At 69.5% G+C, this 17,954-nt stretch carries 20 protein-coding genes; 11 read left to right on the top strand and 9 right to left on the bottom strand.

Annotation, left to right across the window (positions count from 1 at the left end; all coding sequences use genetic code 11):
- Window positions 1-23: 23 nt before the first annotated feature.
- The 5 genes from radA to NJ4_RS16660 form a co-directional block, all read right to left on the bottom strand.
- On the bottom strand, window positions 24-1,433 hold the full coding sequence (gene radA, locus NJ4_RS16680; protein ID WP_067437672.1) for a DNA repair protein RadA: 1,410 nt from the start codon (window positions 1,431-1,433) through the stop codon (window positions 24-26).
- Between the two features lie 35 nt (window positions 1,434-1,468).
- Window positions 1,469-2,536, bottom strand: a complete 1,068-nt coding sequence (locus tag NJ4_RS16675; protein ID WP_067437670.1) for a 3-deoxy-7-phosphoheptulonate synthase — start codon at window positions 2,534-2,536, stop codon at window positions 1,469-1,471.
- A 237-nt stretch (window positions 2,537-2,773) separates the two neighbouring features.
- Complete coding sequence (locus NJ4_RS16670) at window positions 2,774-3,472, bottom strand: class I SAM-dependent methyltransferase (RefSeq protein ID WP_067437667.1); 699 nt, start codon at window positions 3,470-3,472, stop codon at window positions 2,774-2,776.
- A 163-nt stretch (window positions 3,473-3,635) separates the two neighbouring features.
- Window positions 3,636-4,274, bottom strand: coding sequence for a VOC family protein (locus NJ4_RS16665; protein WP_067437759.1), 639 nt, complete (start codon window positions 4,272-4,274; stop codon window positions 3,636-3,638).
- Window positions 4,275-4,354: 80 nt separating this feature from the next.
- Window positions 4,355-5,131, bottom strand: a complete 777-nt coding sequence (locus tag NJ4_RS16660; protein ID WP_067437664.1) for a hypothetical protein — start codon at window positions 5,129-5,131, stop codon at window positions 4,355-4,357.
- 39 nt (window positions 5,132-5,170) lie between these two features.
- Here NJ4_RS16660 and NJ4_RS16655 point away from each other — a divergent pair, with 39 nt between their 5' ends.
- The 7 genes from NJ4_RS16655 (at window position 5,171) to proC (ending at window position 10,941) form a co-directional block, all read left to right on the top strand.
- A complete protein-coding gene (locus NJ4_RS16655) occupies window positions 5,171-6,136 on the top strand; it encodes a Ppx/GppA phosphatase family protein (protein ID WP_067437662.1) in 966 nt (321 codons plus the stop codon).
- A 4-nt stretch (window positions 6,137-6,140) separates the two neighbouring features.
- Window positions 6,141-6,947 carry a sugar phosphate isomerase/epimerase family protein gene (locus tag NJ4_RS16650; RefSeq protein WP_067437660.1) on the top strand — a complete coding sequence of 269 codons (807 nt, stop codon included), beginning with the start codon at window positions 6,141-6,143 and terminating at the stop codon, window positions 6,945-6,947.
- Window positions 6,944-7,552, top strand: a complete 609-nt coding sequence (locus NJ4_RS16645; protein WP_067437658.1) for a TetR/AcrR family transcriptional regulator — start codon at window positions 6,944-6,946, stop codon at window positions 7,550-7,552. Before NJ4_RS16650 ends, NJ4_RS16645 begins: the two co-directional genes overlap by 4 nt.
- An 84-nt stretch (window positions 7,553-7,636) precedes the next feature.
- Entirely contained in the window at window positions 7,637-8,350 is a 714-nt protein-coding gene (locus tag NJ4_RS16640) for an ABC transporter ATP-binding protein (RefSeq protein ID WP_067437656.1), read from the top strand.
- The gene (locus tag NJ4_RS16635) at window positions 8,347-9,084 is read left to right on the top strand and encodes an ABC transporter permease (RefSeq protein ID WP_067437654.1); all 738 of its coding nucleotides are present in this window, start codon (window positions 8,347-8,349) and stop codon (window positions 9,082-9,084) included. Before NJ4_RS16640 ends, NJ4_RS16635 begins: the two co-directional genes overlap by 4 nt.
- A gap of 93 nt (window positions 9,085-9,177) precedes the next feature.
- Window positions 9,178-10,113, top strand: coding sequence for a proline dehydrogenase family protein (locus NJ4_RS16630; protein ID WP_217996899.1), 936 nt, complete (start codon window positions 9,178-9,180; stop codon window positions 10,111-10,113).
- 24 nt (window positions 10,114-10,137) lie between these two features.
- Window positions 10,138-10,941, top strand: coding sequence for a pyrroline-5-carboxylate reductase (gene proC, locus NJ4_RS16625; protein ID WP_067437752.1), 804 nt, complete (start codon window positions 10,138-10,140; stop codon window positions 10,939-10,941).
- 78 nt (window positions 10,942-11,019) lie between these two features.
- On the opposite strand, the gene NJ4_RS16620 is transcribed toward proC, so the two are convergent.
- Both NJ4_RS16620 and trpS read right to left on the bottom strand, forming a co-directional pair.
- The gene (locus NJ4_RS16620) at window positions 11,020-11,739 is read right to left on the bottom strand and encodes a lipoate--protein ligase family protein (protein ID WP_157551181.1); all 720 of its coding nucleotides are present in this window, start codon (window positions 11,737-11,739) and stop codon (window positions 11,020-11,022) included.
- Between the two features lie 190 nt (window positions 11,740-11,929).
- A complete protein-coding gene (trpS, locus tag NJ4_RS16615; protein WP_067437650.1) occupies window positions 11,930-12,883 on the bottom strand; it encodes a tryptophan--tRNA ligase in 954 nt (317 codons plus the stop codon).
- 392 nt (window positions 12,884-13,275) lie between these two features.
- On the opposite strand from trpS, the gene NJ4_RS16610 reads away from it, so the two are divergent.
- The 4 genes from NJ4_RS16610 to NJ4_RS16600 all read left to right on the top strand — a co-directional run bounded on the left by NJ4_RS16610 (window position 13,276) and on the right by NJ4_RS16600 (window position 15,891).
- Entirely contained in the window at window positions 13,276-13,476 is a 201-nt protein-coding gene (locus NJ4_RS16610) for a helix-turn-helix domain-containing protein (RefSeq protein WP_056688692.1), read from the top strand.
- Window positions 13,477-13,625: 149 nt separating this feature from the next.
- Window positions 13,626-13,727 carry a 30S ribosomal protein bS22 gene (locus tag NJ4_RS25260; protein WP_008356322.1) on the top strand — a complete coding sequence of 34 codons (102 nt, stop codon included), beginning with the start codon at window positions 13,626-13,628 and terminating at the stop codon, window positions 13,725-13,727.
- Window positions 13,728-13,742: 15 nt separating this feature from the next.
- A complete protein-coding gene (locus tag NJ4_RS16605) occupies window positions 13,743-14,780 on the top strand; it encodes an NAD-dependent epimerase/dehydratase family protein (protein ID WP_067437648.1) in 1,038 nt (345 codons plus the stop codon).
- Window positions 14,773-15,891 carry a lysophospholipid acyltransferase family protein gene (locus tag NJ4_RS16600; protein WP_067437646.1) on the top strand — a complete coding sequence of 373 codons (1,119 nt, stop codon included), beginning with the start codon at window positions 14,773-14,775 and terminating at the stop codon, window positions 15,889-15,891. Before NJ4_RS16605 ends, NJ4_RS16600 begins: the two co-directional genes overlap by 8 nt.
- A 20-nt stretch (window positions 15,892-15,911) precedes the next feature.
- Here NJ4_RS16600 and NJ4_RS16595 read toward each other — a convergent pair whose 3' ends face one another.
- Both NJ4_RS16595 and NJ4_RS16590 read right to left on the bottom strand, forming a co-directional pair.
- On the bottom strand, window positions 15,912-17,033 hold the full coding sequence (locus tag NJ4_RS16595) for a DUF5667 domain-containing protein (RefSeq protein WP_067437644.1): 1,122 nt from the start codon (window positions 17,031-17,033) through the stop codon (window positions 15,912-15,914).
- 121 nt (window positions 17,034-17,154) lie between these two features.
- Complete coding sequence (locus tag NJ4_RS16590; protein WP_067437640.1) at window positions 17,155-17,922, bottom strand: sigma-70 family RNA polymerase sigma factor; 768 nt, start codon at window positions 17,920-17,922, stop codon at window positions 17,155-17,157.
- Window positions 17,923-17,954 lie beyond the last annotated feature (32 nt).

The following is a 17,954-nucleotide window of genomic DNA, read 5'->3' as shown; positions in this document are numbered from 1 at the left end:
CCACCCGTGCCGGGCATCGACGCTCAGGTGGTCGCGTCGACCGGCCCGCGGAAGCCGAGCAGCTGCAGCACCGACCCGATGTCGGGCACGTCAATGACCTCCATGCCGTCGAGCATGCGCGCCTCGGTCGTGCCGCGCGGTCCGTTGCCGGTGCGGTCGCTGGGGACGATGGCGTACTTGAAGCCCAGTCGAGCTGCCTCGGCCAGCCGTTGCGGCAGATCGCGGACCCGGCGCAGCTCACCGGCCAGTCCGAGCTCGCCCATCGCCACGATGCCCTGCGGTGCCGGCCGACCGTAGGTCGCGGAGGCCAGGCTGATCGCGATCGCCAGGTCGGTGGCCGGCTCGTTGAGCTTCGCCCCGCCCACCGTGGAGGCGAAGACGTCCTTCTGGTGCATCCGCAGGTTGCCGTGCTTCTGCAACACGGCCAGCACCATCGCCACTCGAGAGGAGTCGAGGCCGGACGTCGTACGCCGTGGCTTGTCGGAGGGGGTGAGCGTGACCAGGGACTGCACCTCGGCCAGCATCGGCCGGCGGCCCTCCATGCTGACTGCGACACAGGTGCCGGCCACCTGCTGGTTGTGGTGCTCGACGAAGAGACCACTGGGGTCGGTGACCGCGGTGATGCCCTCGGCGGAGAGGTCGAAGCAACCGACCTCGTCGACCGGGCCGAAGCGATTCTTCATCGCGCGCAGCATGCGGAAGCGGGAGTTGCGGTCGCCCTCGAAGTGGAGCACCACGTCGACCACGTGCTCGAGCACTCGCGGACCGGCGATGGTGCCGTCCTTGGTGACGTGGCCGACCAGGACCGTGGTGATGTTGCGGGTCTTGGCCACCCGGATCAGGGCCGCGGCGACCTCCTTCACCTGGCTGACGCCACCGGGCACCCCGTCGACGTCGGAGGCCGAGATGGTCTGCACCGAGTCGATCACCAACAGCTCGGGCCGCACGTCTTCGATGTGGGTGAGCAGGGCACCGAGGTCGGTCTCGGCGGCGAGGTAGAGCTCGTCGTGGACCGCGTCAGTGCGGTCGGCCCGCAGCCTGACCTGGGAGGCCGACTCCTCGCCGGTGATGTAGAGGGTGCGCCGTTTGTTCTGAGCCGTGCGGGCGGCGACCTCGAGCAGGAGCGTGGACTTGCCGACCCCGGGCTCTCCGGCGAGCAGGATCGCCGCACCCGGCACCAGGCCGCCTCCGAGCACCCGGTCGAGCTCGGCCACGCCACTGCTGCGGGTGGTGGACTCCTCGACGGAGACCTTGCCGATCGGCACGGCAGCGGTGGTCACCGGCGTGGCCTTCACCGCCCGCGCCGGCCCGGCGCCGACCTCGTTGACCGAGCCCCAGGACTGGCACTCGCCGCAGCGGCCAACCCACTTCGCGGTCTCCCAGCCGCACTCGCTGCACCGGTAGGTCGAACGGGCTGCCCTCTTGGTGCTCATGTCTCACAACCTAGGCGACGCCACCGACACCTCGGTCAGCCAGCCGACGCGGCCAGCCGTCCGAGCACGTCGACCGTGGTGCCCCAGCCCAGGCAGGCGTCGGTCACGCTCTGGCCGTGGACCAGGTGTCCGGGGCCCGCGGCGACGTCGAGCTTCTGCGCGCCCTCGACCAGGAACGACTCGAGCATCACCCCGGCGATCGGGGATCCGGCGGCCACCTGGGCGGCGAGCTCGCCGGCGACCTCGGCCTGCCGGACGTGCGACTTGCCGCTGTTGCCGTGGCTGGCGTCCACGATCAAGCGGGGGTTGAGGCCGGTCTCGGCCAGCCGGGCGCTCGCGGCGGCCACGTGGTCAGCGGAGTAGTTCGGCCCGTCGGCGCCGCCGCGCAGGATCAGGTGGGCGTCGGGGTTTCCGTCGGTGGCGACCAGCGATGCCCGTCCCTGCTGATCGATGCCCAGGAACGACTGCGGTACGCCGGACGCGGCGCAGGCGTCGAGCGCGACCTGGAGGCCGCCGTCGGTCCCGTTCTTGAAGCCGACCGGCATCGACAGCCCCGAGACGAGCTGACGGTGGATCTGACTCTCGGTGGTGCGGGCCCCGATCGCACCCCAGCTGATCAGGTCGGAGAGGTACTGCGGGCTGATCGGCTCGAGGAACTCGGTCGCGGTGGGCAGGCCGAGGTCGGTCACGTCGGCGAGGAACTGGCGCGCGGAGCTCAGCCCGGTCGCGATGTCGTGGCTGCCGTCCAGGTGAGGGTCGTTGACCAGGCCCTTCCACCCGACCGTGGTGCGCGGCTTCTCGAAGTAGGTGCGCATCACGATGAGCAGGCGGTCGCGGTGGAGCTCGGCCTGCTCGGCCAGGCGGGCGGCGTACTCCAGGCCGGCTTCGGTGTCATGGATGGAGCACGGGCCGACGACCACCAGCAGGCGGTCGTCGACGCCATCGAGGATCGCGCGGATCTCCTCGCGTCCGCGAGCGACGACGTCGGCGCGCTGTGCGGTCAACGGGATCGCGTCGGCGATCTCCCGGGGAGTGGGCAGCGCCTCGAAGCGGCGGACCCGCAGGTCGGCGGTGGCGCTGCTCGTGACTGGTGTGGTGCTCATGCTGGGTTCCTGTCCGGTGGAGGCGGATCCGGTCAGAACCCGCCATGAAATGGCGAAAGGGCAGAGATCGCTCTCCGCCCTGTGGCTCTGAAGGTGTTGGTGCGCGTCAGTCGAACGCGGGCTCCTCCAGAGCCAACGCAAAATACGCATACCAACGGGTGTTCATGCGCAGCAGCCTACGACATGGCGTCAACCGCGACGGCAGGCGGTCGCATCGAGGTCGCGCCGCAGGCACGCTCAGTAGGTGCGACTCCAGAGGTTGACGGCGTAGTCCACCTCGAACCCGTCGTACGTCGAGAGGACGTGCGCGGCGGTCTCCTTGTCGAACTCGATGCGTACGACGGCCTCGAAGTCGGCGCGGTTCGCGAAGGACCAGCGGATGTCGAGGGGCTGGCGGTGCCAGCCGTGCCGCGACCAGAACCGCTCGACCTCATCGGGGTCGATCATCGGGTAGCCGCGACGGAACCAGCCGCCGAACGTGGAACGGGAGGCGTCGTTGTCGATGACGAACGCGGTGCCCCCGCGGCGCATCACGCGGTCGAGCTCCGCCAACCCCGGCTCGCATCCCGGCCCGAAGAAGTAGGCCCACCTGGCCTGCATCACGTCGACCGAGGCGTCGGGCAGCGGGATCTCCTGGGCGGTGCCCTGGTGCACGACCACGTTGTCGAGCCGGCGTGTCCGGCGTCGTGCGATCGAGACCAGGTCGGGGTGCGGCTCCACACCGATGACCTGGCGAGAGGTCTCGGCCCACCGGGCCAGGTGGAAGCCGGAGCCGCAGCCCAGGTCGAGGAGCGTGCGCCCGGACCAGTCCGCGACGGACCGCATGGCCGACTCGATCAGACCGTCGGGGTCGGCGGCGTGGTTCTCGAGCTCGTAGGTCGCCGGGTGGTGCCAGATGTTCGGACTGGGCACCGCGCCCCGGCTGGGCTTGGTCACCGGCCCACGGGTCCTGGTCTCGATGCGCTTGCGTGACTTCGTTCCTCAGTCACGTCAGGCTTTCGGTGGTCGAGTAGCCCGGCGAGGGACGAGCCGGGCGTATCGAGACTCGACCTGGTCGGCCCCACTCCCGGCGCTCGTTCCTCGCGCCGGGCTGGCCGCCTCAAATCCGGACGAGGCCGTTGGGGGTCTGGAACTGGGCGGCGATCACACCGGGGGTGCCGTGCGGGGCGACCCACTCGACCTTGACGTCCTCGAGAGGAGACTCGACGGTCTCGCCGAGCCACTCGCTGACGCGGTGCGGGTCGCCGGCGATCTCCAGACAGGCAAGGGAGAAGTCGCCGGAGGCGCCCGCGCTGGGGTGGTCCTCGGTGGGGGAGAGCCACTGCACGAAGAACGGCAGCTGCGGGTCGGAGATCAGGCCGTTGATGCCGATCTGCTTCCACGACAGTGCCTTGCCGTCGGGGCGGTGACGCGAGCCGTCAACGGCCGCACGACCCAGGCGCTGCTCGACCGGGGCGATGTCGTCGACCGCGACGACCCAGCCGAGCCAGCCGCCGCCGAGGGCGGAGCGGGCACGGACGGCCTGGCCGAACGGAGCCTTGTCGGAGGCCGGGTGGTCGAGGACCTCCACGACTTCGAGATAGGTGTTCTCAGCGAGTGGAAGGATGCGGTTCCGGGTGCCGAAGCGGGGATGGATCCCGCCATCGGTGAACTCCTTGCCGAGCAGATCCCCCAGCCGCTGAGCTGTGGCCGCGAGACCGTCGGGTCCGGCCGCGAAAGAGAGGTGGTCCAGGCGCATGCCCAGCATTCTGGTCTCTCGATGATCCGTCGGTCACATCGGGGGTGCTGTCTCTTGACGTCGAGAGGCTTGTGTGCCGGTCAGCGTGGGTCGGCCGGATGGATCGCCAGCAGCGATCGTGATCGCAGGTGGTGCTCGCAGTGACGCACGAGCTCGTCGTACGCCGCCTGGCCCATCAGCTCGACGAGCTCGGCGGCGTTGGTGACGTAGAACGGCTCCATCGCCACGTGGGCCTCGGTGTTGCCCGTGCAGTACCAGTCGAGGTCATGCCCGCCCGGGCCCCAGCCGCGGCGGTCGTACTCGGTGACGGTCACCTCGGAGTACGTCGTTCCGTCCGGACGCTCGACATCGCGGTAGGTGCGCCGGATCGGCAGCTGCCAGCACACGTCGGGCTTGGTCTCCAGCGGGTTCCTGCCCTGGGCGAGGGCCAGCCCGTGCAGGGCGCAGCCGGCGCCGATGGTCCAGTTCTCGGTCGTGAAGTCGGCGCGGTTGTGGAAGATGCACGCGCTCTGGCCGTCGACCTCGATGGCCAGTGTCTTGCGGGCCCCCTCGTCGTCCTTCTCGACCCAGTCCTTCTTGCGCACCTTGCGGCCCGGATGGAACTGCCACCTGGTCTCGTCGAGCTGGTCGACGTACGCCGCCACGCGGTTCTCGTCGTCCTCGTCGGAGAAGTGCGCGCCGAGCGTGCAGCAGCCGACGTCGGGGGAGTCGCGGTAGATCCCGGAGCACCCGGACCCGAAGATGCAGGTGTAGTTCGAGGTCAGCCAGGTCAGGTCGCAACGGAAGACCTGGTCCTCGTCGGTGGGGTCGGGGAACTCGACCCAGGCGCGGGGAAAGTCGAGGGGTACTTCGGGCACTGCACAACCCTACGTGCCCGACGGGGATACCGTTGCCCCATGAGGCTGGGAGTGCTCGACATCGGTTCCAACACCGGTCACCTGCTCGTCGTGGACGCCCACGGCGGGGCAGCGCCGTTGCCCGCGTACTCCTACAAGGAGCCGCTCCGCCTGGCCGAGCACCTCGACGAGGACGGCGCGGTCACGCAGGCCGGCATCGACGCGTTGACCGAGTTCTGCCGGCAGGCCCTGGTGGTCGCCGAGGACAAGGGCTGCGAGGAGATGCTCGGGTTCGCGACGTCGGCGGTGCGCGACGCGGTGAACTCCGACACCGTGCTGGAGCACGTGCGATCGGTCACCGGTGTCGATCTCGAAGTGTTGCCCGGTGAGGACGAGGCGCGGCTGACCTTCCTCGCCGTACGCCGCTGGTTCGGCTGGTCGGCCGGTCGACTGGCCGTCTTCGACATCGGCGGCGGGTCCCTGGAGATCGCCGGCGGCCAGGACGAGGCGCCCGACGTGGCCTGGTCGCTGCCGCTCGGCGCGGCCCGCCTGGCCAAGGACTGGTTCGACTCCGGGGTCCCCGACGAGGACTCCATCCGCGCGCTGCGACGCCAGATTCGTGCCGAGATCGCCCGCGATGCCGGCAACCTGCTCCGATCAGGAGCCCCCGACCGGGCCGCGGCCACCTCGAAGACGTTCCGCTCGCTGGCCCGCATCTGCGGTGCCGCGCCGTCCGCCGACGGTCCGCTCGTGCCGCGCCAGCTCCCGGCCGCGGCGTTGGCCGAGTGGCTGCCGAAGCTGATCGCGATGTCCCCCGAGGAGCTGGCCGTGCTGCCCGGTGTCTCACCGAGCCGATCACACCAGATCGTGCCCGGTGCCCTGGTCGCCGAGGCGGTCATGGACATCTTCGACCTGACCGCGCTCGAGGTGTGCCCGTGGGCGTTGCGCGAGGGCGTCATCCTCGAGCGCTTCGACCAGATCTCCGTGCTCGAAGGGGTCTGGCCAGGCCGGTCGGAACCAGTCTGAGGCCATGTCTCCTCTCGTCGGACTGTCCACGGCCTCGGTCTACCCCGAGTCGACCGCGCACGCCTTCGCCCATGCGGCGAAGCTGGGCTACGACGCGGTCGAGGTGATGGTCGGCATCGACTCGCTCAGTCAGCAGGTCTCGGCGATCCGGCAGCTCTCGGCCCACCACGCGATCCCGGTCTGTGCCGTGCATGCGCCGTGCCTGCTAATCACGCAGCGGGTCTGGGGATCCGACCCGTGGGGCAAGCTCGAACGATCGGCCGAGATGGCGCTGGAAGTGGGCGCCGACGTGGTCGTCGTACACCCACCGTTCCGCTGGCAGAAGGACTACGCCCGCGAGTTCGCGTGGGGCATCGAGGGCCTGGAGCAGGCCACGGGCATCAAGTTCGCGGTGGAGAACATGTATCCCTGGCGGGCCACGTCGCGGCGCGGGGTCGAGGTCTACTCCCCGGGGTGGGACCCGTCGGAGGAGGACTACGCGAACACCACACTCGACCTCTCCCACGCGGCGACCGCGCAGTCGGATCCGCTGGCGATGGCCAAGCGGCTGGGCCCGCGCCTGCGGCACCTGCACCTCACCGATGGGAGCGGATCACCCAAGGACGAGCATCTCGTGCCGGGGCGGGGCAACCAGCCCGCCGCCGAGCTGCTGGGACACCTGGCCGAGGTCGGCTTCGATGGCCACATCGTCGTGGAGATCAACACCCGCCGGTCGGGTACGACGGCCGCCCGCACCGCCGATCTCGTCGAGTCCCTGCAGTTCGTCCGTGATCACTTCGTGGCTCGTGATGAGGCGGGGGACCCGACATGACCGATGAGCCCACGGGTGCCGTGCGTGGTCCGGGTCGGCGTCCGGGCTCGCCCGACACCCGGGCCGGAATCCTGTCCGCCGCCCGGAGCCTGTTCGCCGAACGCGGCCTGAAGGGCACCACGATCCGCGCCGTGGCCGCGGCCGCCGGGGTCGACCCGGCGCTCGTGCACCACTACTTCGGGGCCAAGGACGACCTGTTCCTGGCCGCGATGCAGATCAAGGTCGACCCGCGTGCCGCGATGGCCCCGGTGGTCGCGGGCGGTGCCGACGCGGCCGGTGAGAATCTCATGCGGGTGGCCGTGCAGGTGTGGGACGACCCCGAGATTCGCCTGTCCCTGTTGGGGATTGCCCGCGGTGTCTTCGACTCCGACACCCAGTCCTTGGTTCGTGACGGGTTCCTCGGCCTGGTGCTCGGTCCGGTCGGGAAGGGGCTCGATCTTGATCGTGCGGACGTGCGGATGCCGTTGGTGGCCTCGCAGGTGTTCGGGTTCATCATCATGCGCTACGTGCTGCGGGTGGAGCCGTTGGCGTCGATGCCTGCCGAGCAGGTGGTGGCGACGTACGCCCCGACGCTGCAGCGCTACTTCACCGGCGACCTCCCCTGATTCTGGCGCCCCCACTGTCCCGCCCGACCCGGAAATCCGGAGCAGGGGTTGTGCGGTGCGCTCTCGTCGCGCATAATTCAACAGATGATGAATAACGCGGTTGAGGTGCACGGGCTCGAGGTGGTCCGCGGCTCCAAGGAGGTCCTCCACGGGCTCGACTTCACGATCCCCGTGGGTCAGGTGACCGGACTGCTGGGCCCCTCCGGCTGCGGCAAGTCCACGCTGATGCGCGTGCTGGTCGGCGTGCAAGCCGGAGTGACGGGCGAGGTCACCGTGTTCGGCGCGAAGGCCGGATCGCGTGCCCTGCGCGACCGGATCGGCTACGTCACCCAGGCCGCGAGCGTGTACGACGACCTCAGTGTGCGCGAGAACCTGCGCTTCTTCGCCAAGGTGCTCGGGGTCGGCGCCGAGCATGTCGACCGGGTCATCGAGTCCGTCGACCTCGGGTCGCACGCCGACGCGGTCGTCGGCAACCTCAGCGGCGGGCAGCGCTCCCGGGCCAGCCTGGCCGTGGCGTTGCTGGGCACGCCCGACCTGCTGGTGCTCGACGAGCCGACGGTCGGCCTCGACCCCGTGCTGCGCGAGGACCTCTGGTCGATGTTCCACCGGCTCGCCGGCGACGGCACCGCGGTGCTGGTCTCCAGCCATGTCATGGACGAGGCCGAGCGCTGCGACCGCCTGCTGCTGATGCGTGACGGGGTGTTCATCGCCGACGGCACCCCCGACGAGATCCGCGCGAAGGCCGGTGCCGACGACATCGAGCAGGCCTTCCTGACCATCGTGAGAGGTGCCGAATGAATCCCCGCATCACGTTCGCCGTGGCCGGTCGGGTGCTCACCCAGATTCGCCGCGACCACCGCACCCTGGCCATGCTGCTGGTGCTGCCCTGCCTGCTGATGTCGCTGCTGTGGTGGATGTTCGACGACCTGCCCGGCAACACCTTCGACCGCCTCGGTCCGGCGCTGCTGGCGATGTTCCCGTTCATCATCATGTTCCTGGTCACCAGTGTCACCACACTGCGCGAGCGGACCAGTGGCACCCTCGAGCGGCTGCTGTCGATGCCGATGGGCAAGGGCGACTTCCTGGTCGGCTACGCACTGGCCTTCGGTGCCATCGCCACCCTCCAGTCGATCCTCGCCGTGGCGCTGAGCGTCGGGCTGCTCGGCCTCGACGTCGAGGGCCCGGTCTGGCTGCTCACCGTGGTCGCGGTCGCCGACGCCGTGCTCGGCACCGCGCTCGGCCTCTTCGTCAGTGCCTTCGCGCAGACCGAGTTCCAGGCCGTGCAGTTCATGCCGGCCCTGGTCATCCCGCAGATCCTGCTCTGCGGCCTCTTCGTCGCCCGTGACCGGCTGCCCGACCTGCTCGGAGCGATCAGCGACGTGCTGCCGCTCTCCTACGCGGTCGACGCCATGGGCACGCTGACCACGACCAGCGCGACCGGTGACGTGTGGAGTGATCTCGCCGTGGTCGTGGCGTTCGCGCTCGCCGCACTGGCACTCGGTGCGGCGACCCTGAGCCGGCGTACGACCTGACGTCTCGTGTGCGGGCCAGGGGTAAGGCCCATCGGCCCGACTGGTCGGCACACCAACTGGGTCGCGGGCCGGCGTACGGCGTAGCCTGACGCCATGTCGTTGTTGCGCCAACCGCTGCTGCTCCTTGCCCGGAGCGAGCGGATCAAGAAACTCGTCTCCACCATGCCGGTCTCCGCGGGCATCGTGCACAGCTACGTCCCCGGTGAGGGCACCGGCGACGCCGTCGACGCCACCGCCCGGCTGGTCGACGACGGCCTCACCGTGACGCTCGACTTCCTCGGCGAGGACACCCTCGACGCGGCCCAGGCGGACGCCACGGTCGAGGCCTACCTCGACCTGCTGGGGCAGCTCTCGGCGCGCGGGCTGGCCCGCAGGGCCGAGGTCTCGGTCAAGCTCAGCGCGATCGGTCAGGCGCTGCCGGGGGTGGGTCACAAGACCGCACTGGAGAACGCCCGCACCATCTGCCACGCGGCGCGCAACGCGGGAACGACCGTGACCCTCGACATGGAGGACCACACCACCACCGACTCGACGTTGGCGATCCTGGCCGAGCTGCGCCAGGACTTCCCCGAGACCGGCGCCGTGCTCCAGGCCTACCTGCACCGCACCGAGGCCGACTGCCGTGCGTTGGCGCACCAGGGTTCGCGCGTGCGGCTGTGCAAGGGTGCCTACAGCGAGCCCGAGTCGGTCGCCTTCCAGGACAAGCTCGACGTCGACAAGTCCTACGTGCGGTGCCTCAAGGTGCTGTTGCGCGGCAGCGGCTACCCGATGATCGCCACGCACGACCCGCGCATGGTCGCGATCGCCTCGTCGATCGCCGCCGAGGCCGGCCGCGAGAAGGGCACCTACGAGTTCCAGATGCTCTACGGCATCCGGCCCGAGGAGCAGAAGCGTCTGGCCGCCTCCGGGGAGACGATGCGGGTCTACCTGCCCTACGGCCAGGAGTGGTACGGCTACCTCATGAGACGTCTCGCGGAGCGACCGCAGAACCTGTCATTCTTCGTGAAGTCCCTGGTTTCCAAGAAGTAAGTCTGCGAAGAAGAGGTGGACCGCATGGCACAGACCGCCATCATCGGCGCCGGCGTCATGGGTGAGACCCTGCTCTCCGGGCTGCTGCGTTCCGGTGTGTCTGCTGACACGCTGCTCGTCGGCGAGAAGCGCCAGGCCCGGGCCCGCGAGCTCGAGGAGAAGTACGCCGTCACGGTGGTCTCCAACATCGAGGCCGCGCAGAAGGCCGACACCCTGGCCCTGGTGGTCAAGCCCCAGGACATGGGTGCGGTGCTCGACGAGCTCGAGCCGCACCTGCGCCCCGGCCAGCTGATCGTCTCGCTGGCCGCCGGGATCACCACCGCGTTCATCGAGTCGCGCATCCCCGACGGCATCGCCGTGGTCCGGGTCATGCCGAACACGCCGGCGCTGGTCGACGAGGGGATGGCCGCCATCTCGCCCGGGTCGCACTGCGACGAGGAGCACCTCGCCGAGGCCGAGCAGCTGCTGAGCGCCACCGGCCACGTGCTCCGGGTGCCCGAGAAGCACCAGGACGCCGTCACGGCGATCTCCGGCTCCGGACCGGCCTACATCTTCTACGTGGTCGAGTCGATGGTCGAGGCGGGTGTGCACCTCGGTCTGCCCCGGGCCACGGCCACCGAGCTGGTCATCCAGACCCTGTTCGGCTCGGCGAAGATGCTGCGCGAGACCGGCACCCACCCGACCGTCCTGCGCGAGCAGGTCACCTCCCCGGCCGGCACCACCGCCGCCGCAATCCGCGAGCTCGAGGTGCACCGGGTCCGCGCCGCGTTCCTCTCCGCGATGGAGGCGGCACGGAACCGCTCCCAGGAGCTCGCCGCCGGTTCCTGACCCACGACTTGTTGGGTGTGGCGCCGCGAGTTGTTGATTCTCGTCGGTCGAGTCGGGGGTTTTCGCCGCCCCGAGGACTTACGACTCGTGGTCGAGGCGCATCGTCTCCGCCAGGTCGATCACCGAGGCGTCGAAGCGTGCCTCAACGAGTCCGAAGCGGTCGTCGTACGCACCGATGAAGGCCTCCTCGAGTACGTCGATCCTGGCCGCCGGAGACTCCGTGGTGACCGCTCCGACGGACGCGGGGTCGAACTGAAGCTCCAGGGCGTCGTAGATCCGGACCAGCAGGGGCTGCAGGAGCGGTGCGTCGCCGACCATGACCACCGAGCTGAACAGCCACGCGTCGCGCACCATGCGCTGGGCCGTGCCGATCAGCTTCACCTCGCCCCGAGCGTTGACGGAGTGCGCGCCGGGGCAGTACTCCCCGGGCACCTCGCCGACCCGTGCATCGATCCCGAGGTCGGCGAGTACGCCGGCCAGCATCGCGCCGTAGTCCTCGAACCTGGCGTCCATCCCGCCCAACGACCCGGGGTCACGTTGCACGTGATCGATGATCAGCGCGTTCGTCGTACACGCCACGGCGCGGCCGCCAGACGCGCGGACGACGGGTGTGAACCCGGCGTCGCGACAGGCCTGCGCGGCGGCGGGGAACCCGGGTCGGTTGGTGTCGCGTCGCCCGAAGGCCACCATCGGGGTCGGTCGGAAGACGCGCAGAGCGGCGTCGATCTCGCCCCGACTGGCGCGCCGGAGCAGAGCGTGCGTGGCGGCCATCTCGAGGGCTGGGTCGTTCTCGGTCACGGGGCCACGGAGGAGATCCACTCCAGCAACATAGCCGTGGACAGCAGTCACCAGGTGACTGCAATCCACGGCTGTGTGACGTCGAGGTCGAACAGCCGCACGGATCACGGGAGCGGCCTGGCCGTCGAAACCGCACGACTCGACGGACAGGAATCAACAACTCGACGCGCGAGAATCAACAACTCGTGGGTCAGGAGAGGCCCATGGCGGTGCGGGCGGCGGCCAGCACCGGCGCGGTGACGTGCCGACAACGTTCGGCACCCGCCTCGAACTCGGCCGAGACGGACGCGTCGTCGAGGTCGGCGTACCGCTTCTGGATCGGCTCGAGCTCGGCCACCACCGCGTCGGTGACCGCCGCCTTGAGTGCGCCGTACGTCGTGATCCCGTCGGTCGAACCGCCACACGCGACCAGGATGTCGAGCAGGTTGGTGACACCGGGCTTCGCGTCCCGATCAGGTCGTACGGCGGTCGCGCCCACTTCGGAGTCCGTGACGGCACGGGCGATCTTGCGCCGGATGACATCGGGCGGGTCCAGCAGATAGACGATGCCGGCACCGTCGGCGTGAGACTTGCCCATCTTGGTCGTCGGGTCCTGGAGGTCCATCACCCGCGCTCCCGACGGGGGAGTGACGATCTCGGGCACGGTGAACACCTCGCCGTAGAGGCGGTTGAACCGCAGAGCCAGGTCGCGGGTCAGTTCGACGTGCTGGCGCTGGTCGTCGCCGACCGGAACCTGCTCGGGGCGATAGAGCAGGATGTCTGCGGCCATCAGGGCCGGGTAGGTGTAGAGCGAGGCGCGGGTGGAGGGCTGGTCGCGCCCCTTCTCCTTGAACTGGATCATCCGGTTCAGCTCGCCGGTGTGGACCGTCGACTCGAGCAGGAACGACAGCTCCGAGTGCGCGGGCACCCGGCTCTGCACGAACAGCGTGCTCTGGTCGAGGCCGACACTGATCAGTAGGCGGGCCATCTCGACGCTGAGGGATCGCAGCGTGGCCGGATCATGTGGGACGGTCAGTGCGTGCAGGTCGGCGATGCCGTAGAAGCCGCGACCTTCCGACTGCCCGGCCACCATCGGACGCAACGCGCCGAGGTGGTTGCCGAGGGTCAGGTGGCCGGTGGGCTTGAACAGGGACAGCTTGATCATGGTGACTCCTGGGAGGTGAGAGCCCGCGGGCGGCCACGGTCCCGAAATCCAGGAACGGCCGCCCGAGGGCGGCCGATTTCGATGCGTGCGTCGAAGGATGGTCCGCCGGTCAGGCGGGCCACCACTGGGTGGAGCGGTTCGTCAGCACCCGCCCATGATGCCACGAAGCGGGGCCGGGGCAAACGGGGAACCCGCATGGCTCCGCCGCACGACCCGACCGCCGGAGCGAGGGCGAAAATTGGGTACTTCAATTCGACACGCCGAGACATCAGGACTAATTTTGCGTCCACTCTTCCCCACGAGTCACTTCAGGCCCTATTCTCACGGAAGCAAGGCACGAAGATCACCTGCGGGGAAGTGGGTGACGTGTCTGAGGAAAGTTGTGGTGTGCCATGGCAAACTCGGGTGACATCTCCGAGGTGAAGTTCCTGACGATCGCAGAGGTCGCAGCGACGATGCGTGTCTCCAAGATGACCGTCTACCGCCTCGTGCACAACGGGGAGCTCCCCGCCGTCCGCGTCGGTCGTTCGTTCCGGGTCACCGAGAAGGACGTCAACGCCTATCTGGAGCGTAGTTTCTTCGACGCCGGCTGAACCTCGGGCTCAGTGACGGCCACCGCCGTCCAGAGTCGGATCGTGGGCAATCGACCGCCGGTTTCGGCAGCCTGCCCATTGCCGGATAGGCTGTGCCGGTCGCCCCGGCCGATCTGTCGGGTGCGACCACACGCTCTGGAAGGAACACAGTGGGTTCAGTCATCAAGAAGCGCCGTAAGCGTATGGCGAAGAAGAAGCACCGCAAGCTGCTGAAGAAGACGCGCGTCCAGCGCCGCAAGCTCGGCAAGTAGGGCTCGGTCGGGGTCATGGGCAGGGTCGTCCTGGTCACCGGGGTCTCGAGGGACCTCGGTCGACGGCTCGCGCGCGAGCTTGCCGACGACCCCGACGTCGACCGCGTCATCGGCGTGGACATCGTCCCGCCTCGTGGTGACACGGCAGGTGTCGACTTCATCCGTACGGACATCCGTACGCCCGTGATCGCCAAGGTGATCGCCAAGGAAGACGTCGACACCGTCGTCCACATGAGCGTCATCGCCACCCCCGGTGGCGTCGGCGGACGGGCGACCATGAAGGAACTCAACGTCATCGGGACGATGCAGCTCCTGGCGGCGTGCCAGCGCGCCCCGGGGTTGCAGCACCTCGTGGTCAAGTCGACCACCACCGTGTACGGCGCCAGCAGCCGCGACCCGGCGATGTTCACCGAGGAGATGGACCCCAAGCGAACTCCACGCACGGGCTACTCCCGTGACGCCTACGAGGTCGAGGGCTACGTCCGTGGATTCGCCCGACGGCGTCCCGACGTTCGCGTGGCGACGCTGCGCGCGGCCAACATCATCGGCCCCGGCGTGCAGTCGCCGATCACGCAGTACTTCCGGCTGCCGATGCTGCCGACGGTGCTCGGCTTCGACCCGCGCCTGCAGTTCCTGCACGTCGACGACCTGATGGCCGTGCTGCGCCACACCGTCTTCTCCGAGGCCGGGGGCACGTTCAACGTGGCCGGCGACGGCGTCATCATGCTCTCCCAGGCGTCCCGTCGGCTGGGCCGCCCGACGCTGCCGCTGCCCGCCGTCGCTCTGGGGAGCCTCGGCTCCGCACTGCGCAAGGCCGGCCGCGCCGACTTCTCGCCCGAGCAGGTCACGTTCCTCACCTTCGGTCGCGGCGTCGACACGACCCGCATGCGCACCGACCTCGGCTTCGAGCCGCGCCACACCACGGCCGAGGCGTTCGCTGACTTCGCCTCCACCCTGGCCCCCGGCGTCCAGTCCCCTGGCCGCCTGGCCTCCCCGGACACCGTTCTGGCCGGTCTCGCCCACCAACTCACGCGAGGAGACGCCCGTGGGTGACGCGGACATCATTCCGATCGGTACCCGGGGTCGGCCCGGCCGCGGCAACGGCACCCTGCGTCCCTCGGCCGCCGCGCGCGGCCTCGCCCCCACCCGCAAGCCCGCAGCCACGTCCAAGGGCACCCCGCAGACGCCGGAGCGTCCGGTGATCGAGCAGCCGGCGGTGGCGCCCCGCGAGACGTCGTCGGTCAGTGCGGTCGACCGGGCACCCGGTGGGGGCATCCCAGTCGGGGACTGGCTGGCCGCGATCAACCAGGCGGCGCTCGAGGTCTTCGGTACCGACTGGGAGCCCCGGCTTGCCCAGTTCCTGGCCTTCCTGCGACGCCGGGTCACCGGTGACTACGTGATCGACGAGTACGGCTTCGACGCCGAGGTCACCGAGCGCTTCTTCATGGCCGCACTGCGTCCGATCGCTGAGAAGTGGTTCCGCATCGAGGTGCGCGGTCTGGAGAACATCCCCACCGAGGGCGGAGCCCTGGTGGTCTCCAACCACTCCGGCACGATCCCGGTCGACGGGCTGATGACCATGGTCACCACCCACGACCGCGCCGGCCGCTTCCTGCGCCCGCTCGGTGCCGACCTGGTCTTCCAGCTCCCCGTGGTCGGCGGCCTGGCCCGCAAGGGCGGCGCCACTCTGGCCTGCAGCGAGGACGCCGAGCGCATGCTGCGTCAAGGTGAGCTCGTCGGCGTGTGGCCCGAGGGGTTCAAGGGCATCGGCAAACCCTTCGCCGACCGCTACAAGCTCCAGCGCTTCGGTCGCGGCGGCTTCGTCTCGGCGGCGCTGCGCACCGGTGTCCCGATCATCCCGCTCTCCGTGGTCGGCGCCGAGGAGATCTACCCGCTGGTCGGCAACGTGCCGTCACTGGCCCGGCTGCTCGGCATCCCCTACATCCCGATCACGCCGTTCTTCCCGCTGCTCGGACCGCTGGGGCTGGTGCCGCTGCCGTCGAAGTGGCTGCTGGAGTTCGGCGAGCCGATCCGCACCGACGAGTACGACGAGTTCGCCGCCGACGACCCGATGCTGGTCTTCAACGTGACCGACCAGGTGCGCGAGACCATCCAGCAGTCGCTCTACAAGCTCCTCATGGAGCGCAAGTCGGTCTTCCACTGACCCCCCGGCGGGGCGATCCGTCAGTCGCTGAGCAGGCCGCCGTCGCCGAGCAGGGGGCCCAGCAGCGGGTCGAGTGGCTCGGTCACCGGATCGAGCAGCCCGCCGTCGCCGAGCAGAACCTTGTTGCCCTTCTTGATCGTGGAGTCGACCGTCTTGGTCGTCTTCTTGATCGTCGTGGGCGCCTCTTCGGTGATCTTCTTGACCGGGTCGTCGATCTTCGGCGGGTTGAGATCGGCCGGAGGCTCCTGCCCGGTGGGCACGGGATCGTTGGACTTCGGCGGAGCGGTGTCGCCGCCGCTCGTTGACTGCTGCTGGGTGGGGGTGACAACGGCGCCGGGGGCGGCGCTGCCCAGAGCCGTGGTCAGCCGGGCCGGCAGCTCGAGGATGCCTCCGGCGCACTGGGGGCAGAGCTCTCCGATGCGGTCGTCGATGTCGGTCAGCACCGAGGCGGCGTTCTTCAGGGAGTCGGTGACCGTGGAGGGGAGCAGTGCATCGAGGTTGATCAGCGTCTTCATGCTGTCCTCGACGAAGCCGCGCAGCTCGGTCAGCGGCTCGGTGCGACCGGTGTCGTTGTATTCGCCGATCATCAGGTCGGCGGCCTTGTCGGCCTGGCTGGAGAAGTCGTCGAGCGTCTCGGGCAGCTGGTCGGCCTTCGTCGAGTCGATGCGCCGGGCGAGCAGCTCGATCTCCTCGAGCCGCCCGGTCGCCTGGTCGAGAACCGTCTCGGCGCGGGCACTGTCGTCGAACGTGAGCGAGGTGTGGACGCCCTCGATCGCGCGCTTGACCGGGTAGAGGGTGTCCCCCGGCAGGGCTCCCTGCGCGGCCACGGCCACCGAGGTCGTGGCGCCGAGAAGGGCGGCGGTGCCGGCGACCACGGCGATGCGCCGGTCGCGGCGGCTCCGCGGGTGCGACGGGAGAGCGAGCTTGCTGTTGACCGGCTTGAGCACGGTGTCGGCCTCGGCCATGAGGGCGTCGCGGAGGTCGGAGACGAACTCGGGTCGGGCCGACGGAGCCCGGATCTCACGCATCGCCGAGACCACCTCGAGGAGGTCGGCATGGCGTGCGTCGTGTGCGCCGCCCCGTCCTTCGACCTGGGCCGCGAATTCCTCGGCACGCCGGTGTGCCGGAAGAACCGAGATCATCGTGTGCTTCCCGTCAGCTCGTCCATGTCACGCCGGGCGGCGTTGGCCGCCGGCAGTGACCCCGTCGACAGGAGCAACGACGCGGGAGGAAGGGAGGTTACGGGGTGAGACACAGGCGACATCAGTCCCTCATCCCCGCCGGTAGCAGCTTCGCGAGGTTGCGGACGCCACGCAGCTGCAGCTGCTTGACCGCGCCGTCGGAGCGGGCCAGCACCTGGGCGGTCTCGGCAATGCTCATGCCCTGGAGGAACCGCATGATCAGGCACTCCTGCTGCTCCTTGGGCAGCTTGTGCAGGGCGTTGAGCAGAGACTCGTTGTTCAGTGAGGCCAGGACCGCCGACTCCGGACCTTCGGTGGCGTCGTCGTGGGCGCCCATGTCCTCGGTGGTCATCTCGAGGCGCGTGCGACCGGCCTTGAAGTGGTCGGTGGTCAGGTTCCGCGCGATGGTCATCAACCAGGCGCCGAAGTCCTTGCCCTGCCACCGGAAGTTGTTCATCGACCGCAGAGCCCGGAAGAACGTCTCCGAGGCGAGGTCCTCGGCCAGGGTCTGGGACCGGGTTCGGTAATAGAGGAACCGGTAGACCGCCGGGTGGTAGTGGTCGAAGAGCTGCCCGAAGGCCTCCTTGTCACCGCCACGGGCCAGCTCCACCAGCGCGATCAGGCGCTCGCGGTCGGCCTCGTTCTCGGCCGAGGAGGCGGCCTGGTCGGCGTCGTCGTACGGGCCGCCGGGGCTGCCGTGGCCGCTCTCGACCCGGGCGTCCGGCAGGACCTCCTGGGTGAGCCTGATGCCGTCGGCGGTGGCCAGGACGGGTTCGGCGGCAAGGGTCGCGAGAACCGCGGAACGTAGCGCGGCGATGCCGCGCGCGAATTCCCGTTCTCCCCAAGCCATTCCGTTGCACCCTCCTGCGGAGCCTCTCCCTG

It is taken from the genome of Nocardioides jensenii JCM 1364 = NBRC 14755, from assembly GCF_001552535.1.
Lineage (GTDB): Bacteria > Actinomycetota > Actinomycetes > Propionibacteriales > Nocardioidaceae > Nocardioides > Nocardioides jensenii.
This window is presented reverse-complemented; position numbering and strand designations above follow the sequence as displayed.

Excerpts from the sequence above, each read along its gene's own strand:
- proC (WP_067437752.1), top strand. The coding sequence starts at position 10,138 with ATGGCACAGACCGCCATCATCGGCGCCGGCGTCATGGGTGAGACCCTG.
- radA (WP_067437672.1), bottom strand. The coding sequence starts at position 1,433 with ATGAGCACCAAGAGGGCAGCCCGTTCGACCTACCGGTGCAGCGAGTGC.
- trpS (WP_067437650.1), bottom strand. The coding sequence starts at position 12,883 with ATGATCAAGCTGTCCCTGTTCAAGCCCACCGGCCACCTGACCCTCGGC.
- NJ4_RS16655 (WP_067437662.1), top strand. The coding sequence starts at position 5,171 with ATGAGGCTGGGAGTGCTCGACATCGGTTCCAACACCGGTCACCTGCTC.
- NJ4_RS16635 (WP_067437654.1), top strand. The coding sequence starts at position 8,347 with ATGAATCCCCGCATCACGTTCGCCGTGGCCGGTCGGGTGCTCACCCAG.
- NJ4_RS16610 (WP_056688692.1), top strand. The coding sequence starts at position 13,276 with ATGGCAAACTCGGGTGACATCTCCGAGGTGAAGTTCCTGACGATCGCA.
- NJ4_RS16640 (WP_067437656.1), top strand. The coding sequence starts at position 7,637 with ATGATGAATAACGCGGTTGAGGTGCACGGGCTCGAGGTGGTCCGCGGC.
- NJ4_RS16675 (WP_067437670.1), bottom strand. The coding sequence starts at position 2,536 with ATGAGCACCACACCAGTCACGAGCAGCGCCACCGCCGACCTGCGGGTC.
- NJ4_RS16595 (WP_067437644.1), bottom strand. The coding sequence starts at position 17,033 with ATGATCTCGGTTCTTCCGGCACACCGGCGTGCCGAGGAATTCGCGGCC.
- NJ4_RS16590 (WP_067437640.1), bottom strand. The coding sequence starts at position 17,922 with ATGGCTTGGGGAGAACGGGAATTCGCGCGCGGCATCGCCGCGCTACGT.
- NJ4_RS16605 (WP_067437648.1), top strand. The coding sequence starts at position 13,743 with ATGGGCAGGGTCGTCCTGGTCACCGGGGTCTCGAGGGACCTCGGTCGA.
- NJ4_RS16650 (WP_067437660.1), top strand. The coding sequence starts at position 6,141 with ATGTCTCCTCTCGTCGGACTGTCCACGGCCTCGGTCTACCCCGAGTCG.
- NJ4_RS16665 (WP_067437759.1), bottom strand. The coding sequence starts at position 4,274 with ATGCGCCTGGACCACCTCTCTTTCGCGGCCGGACCCGACGGTCTCGCG.
- NJ4_RS16630 (WP_217996899.1), top strand. The coding sequence starts at position 9,178 with ATGTCGTTGTTGCGCCAACCGCTGCTGCTCCTTGCCCGGAGCGAGCGG.
- NJ4_RS16645 (WP_067437658.1), top strand. The coding sequence starts at position 6,944 with ATGACCGATGAGCCCACGGGTGCCGTGCGTGGTCCGGGTCGGCGTCCG.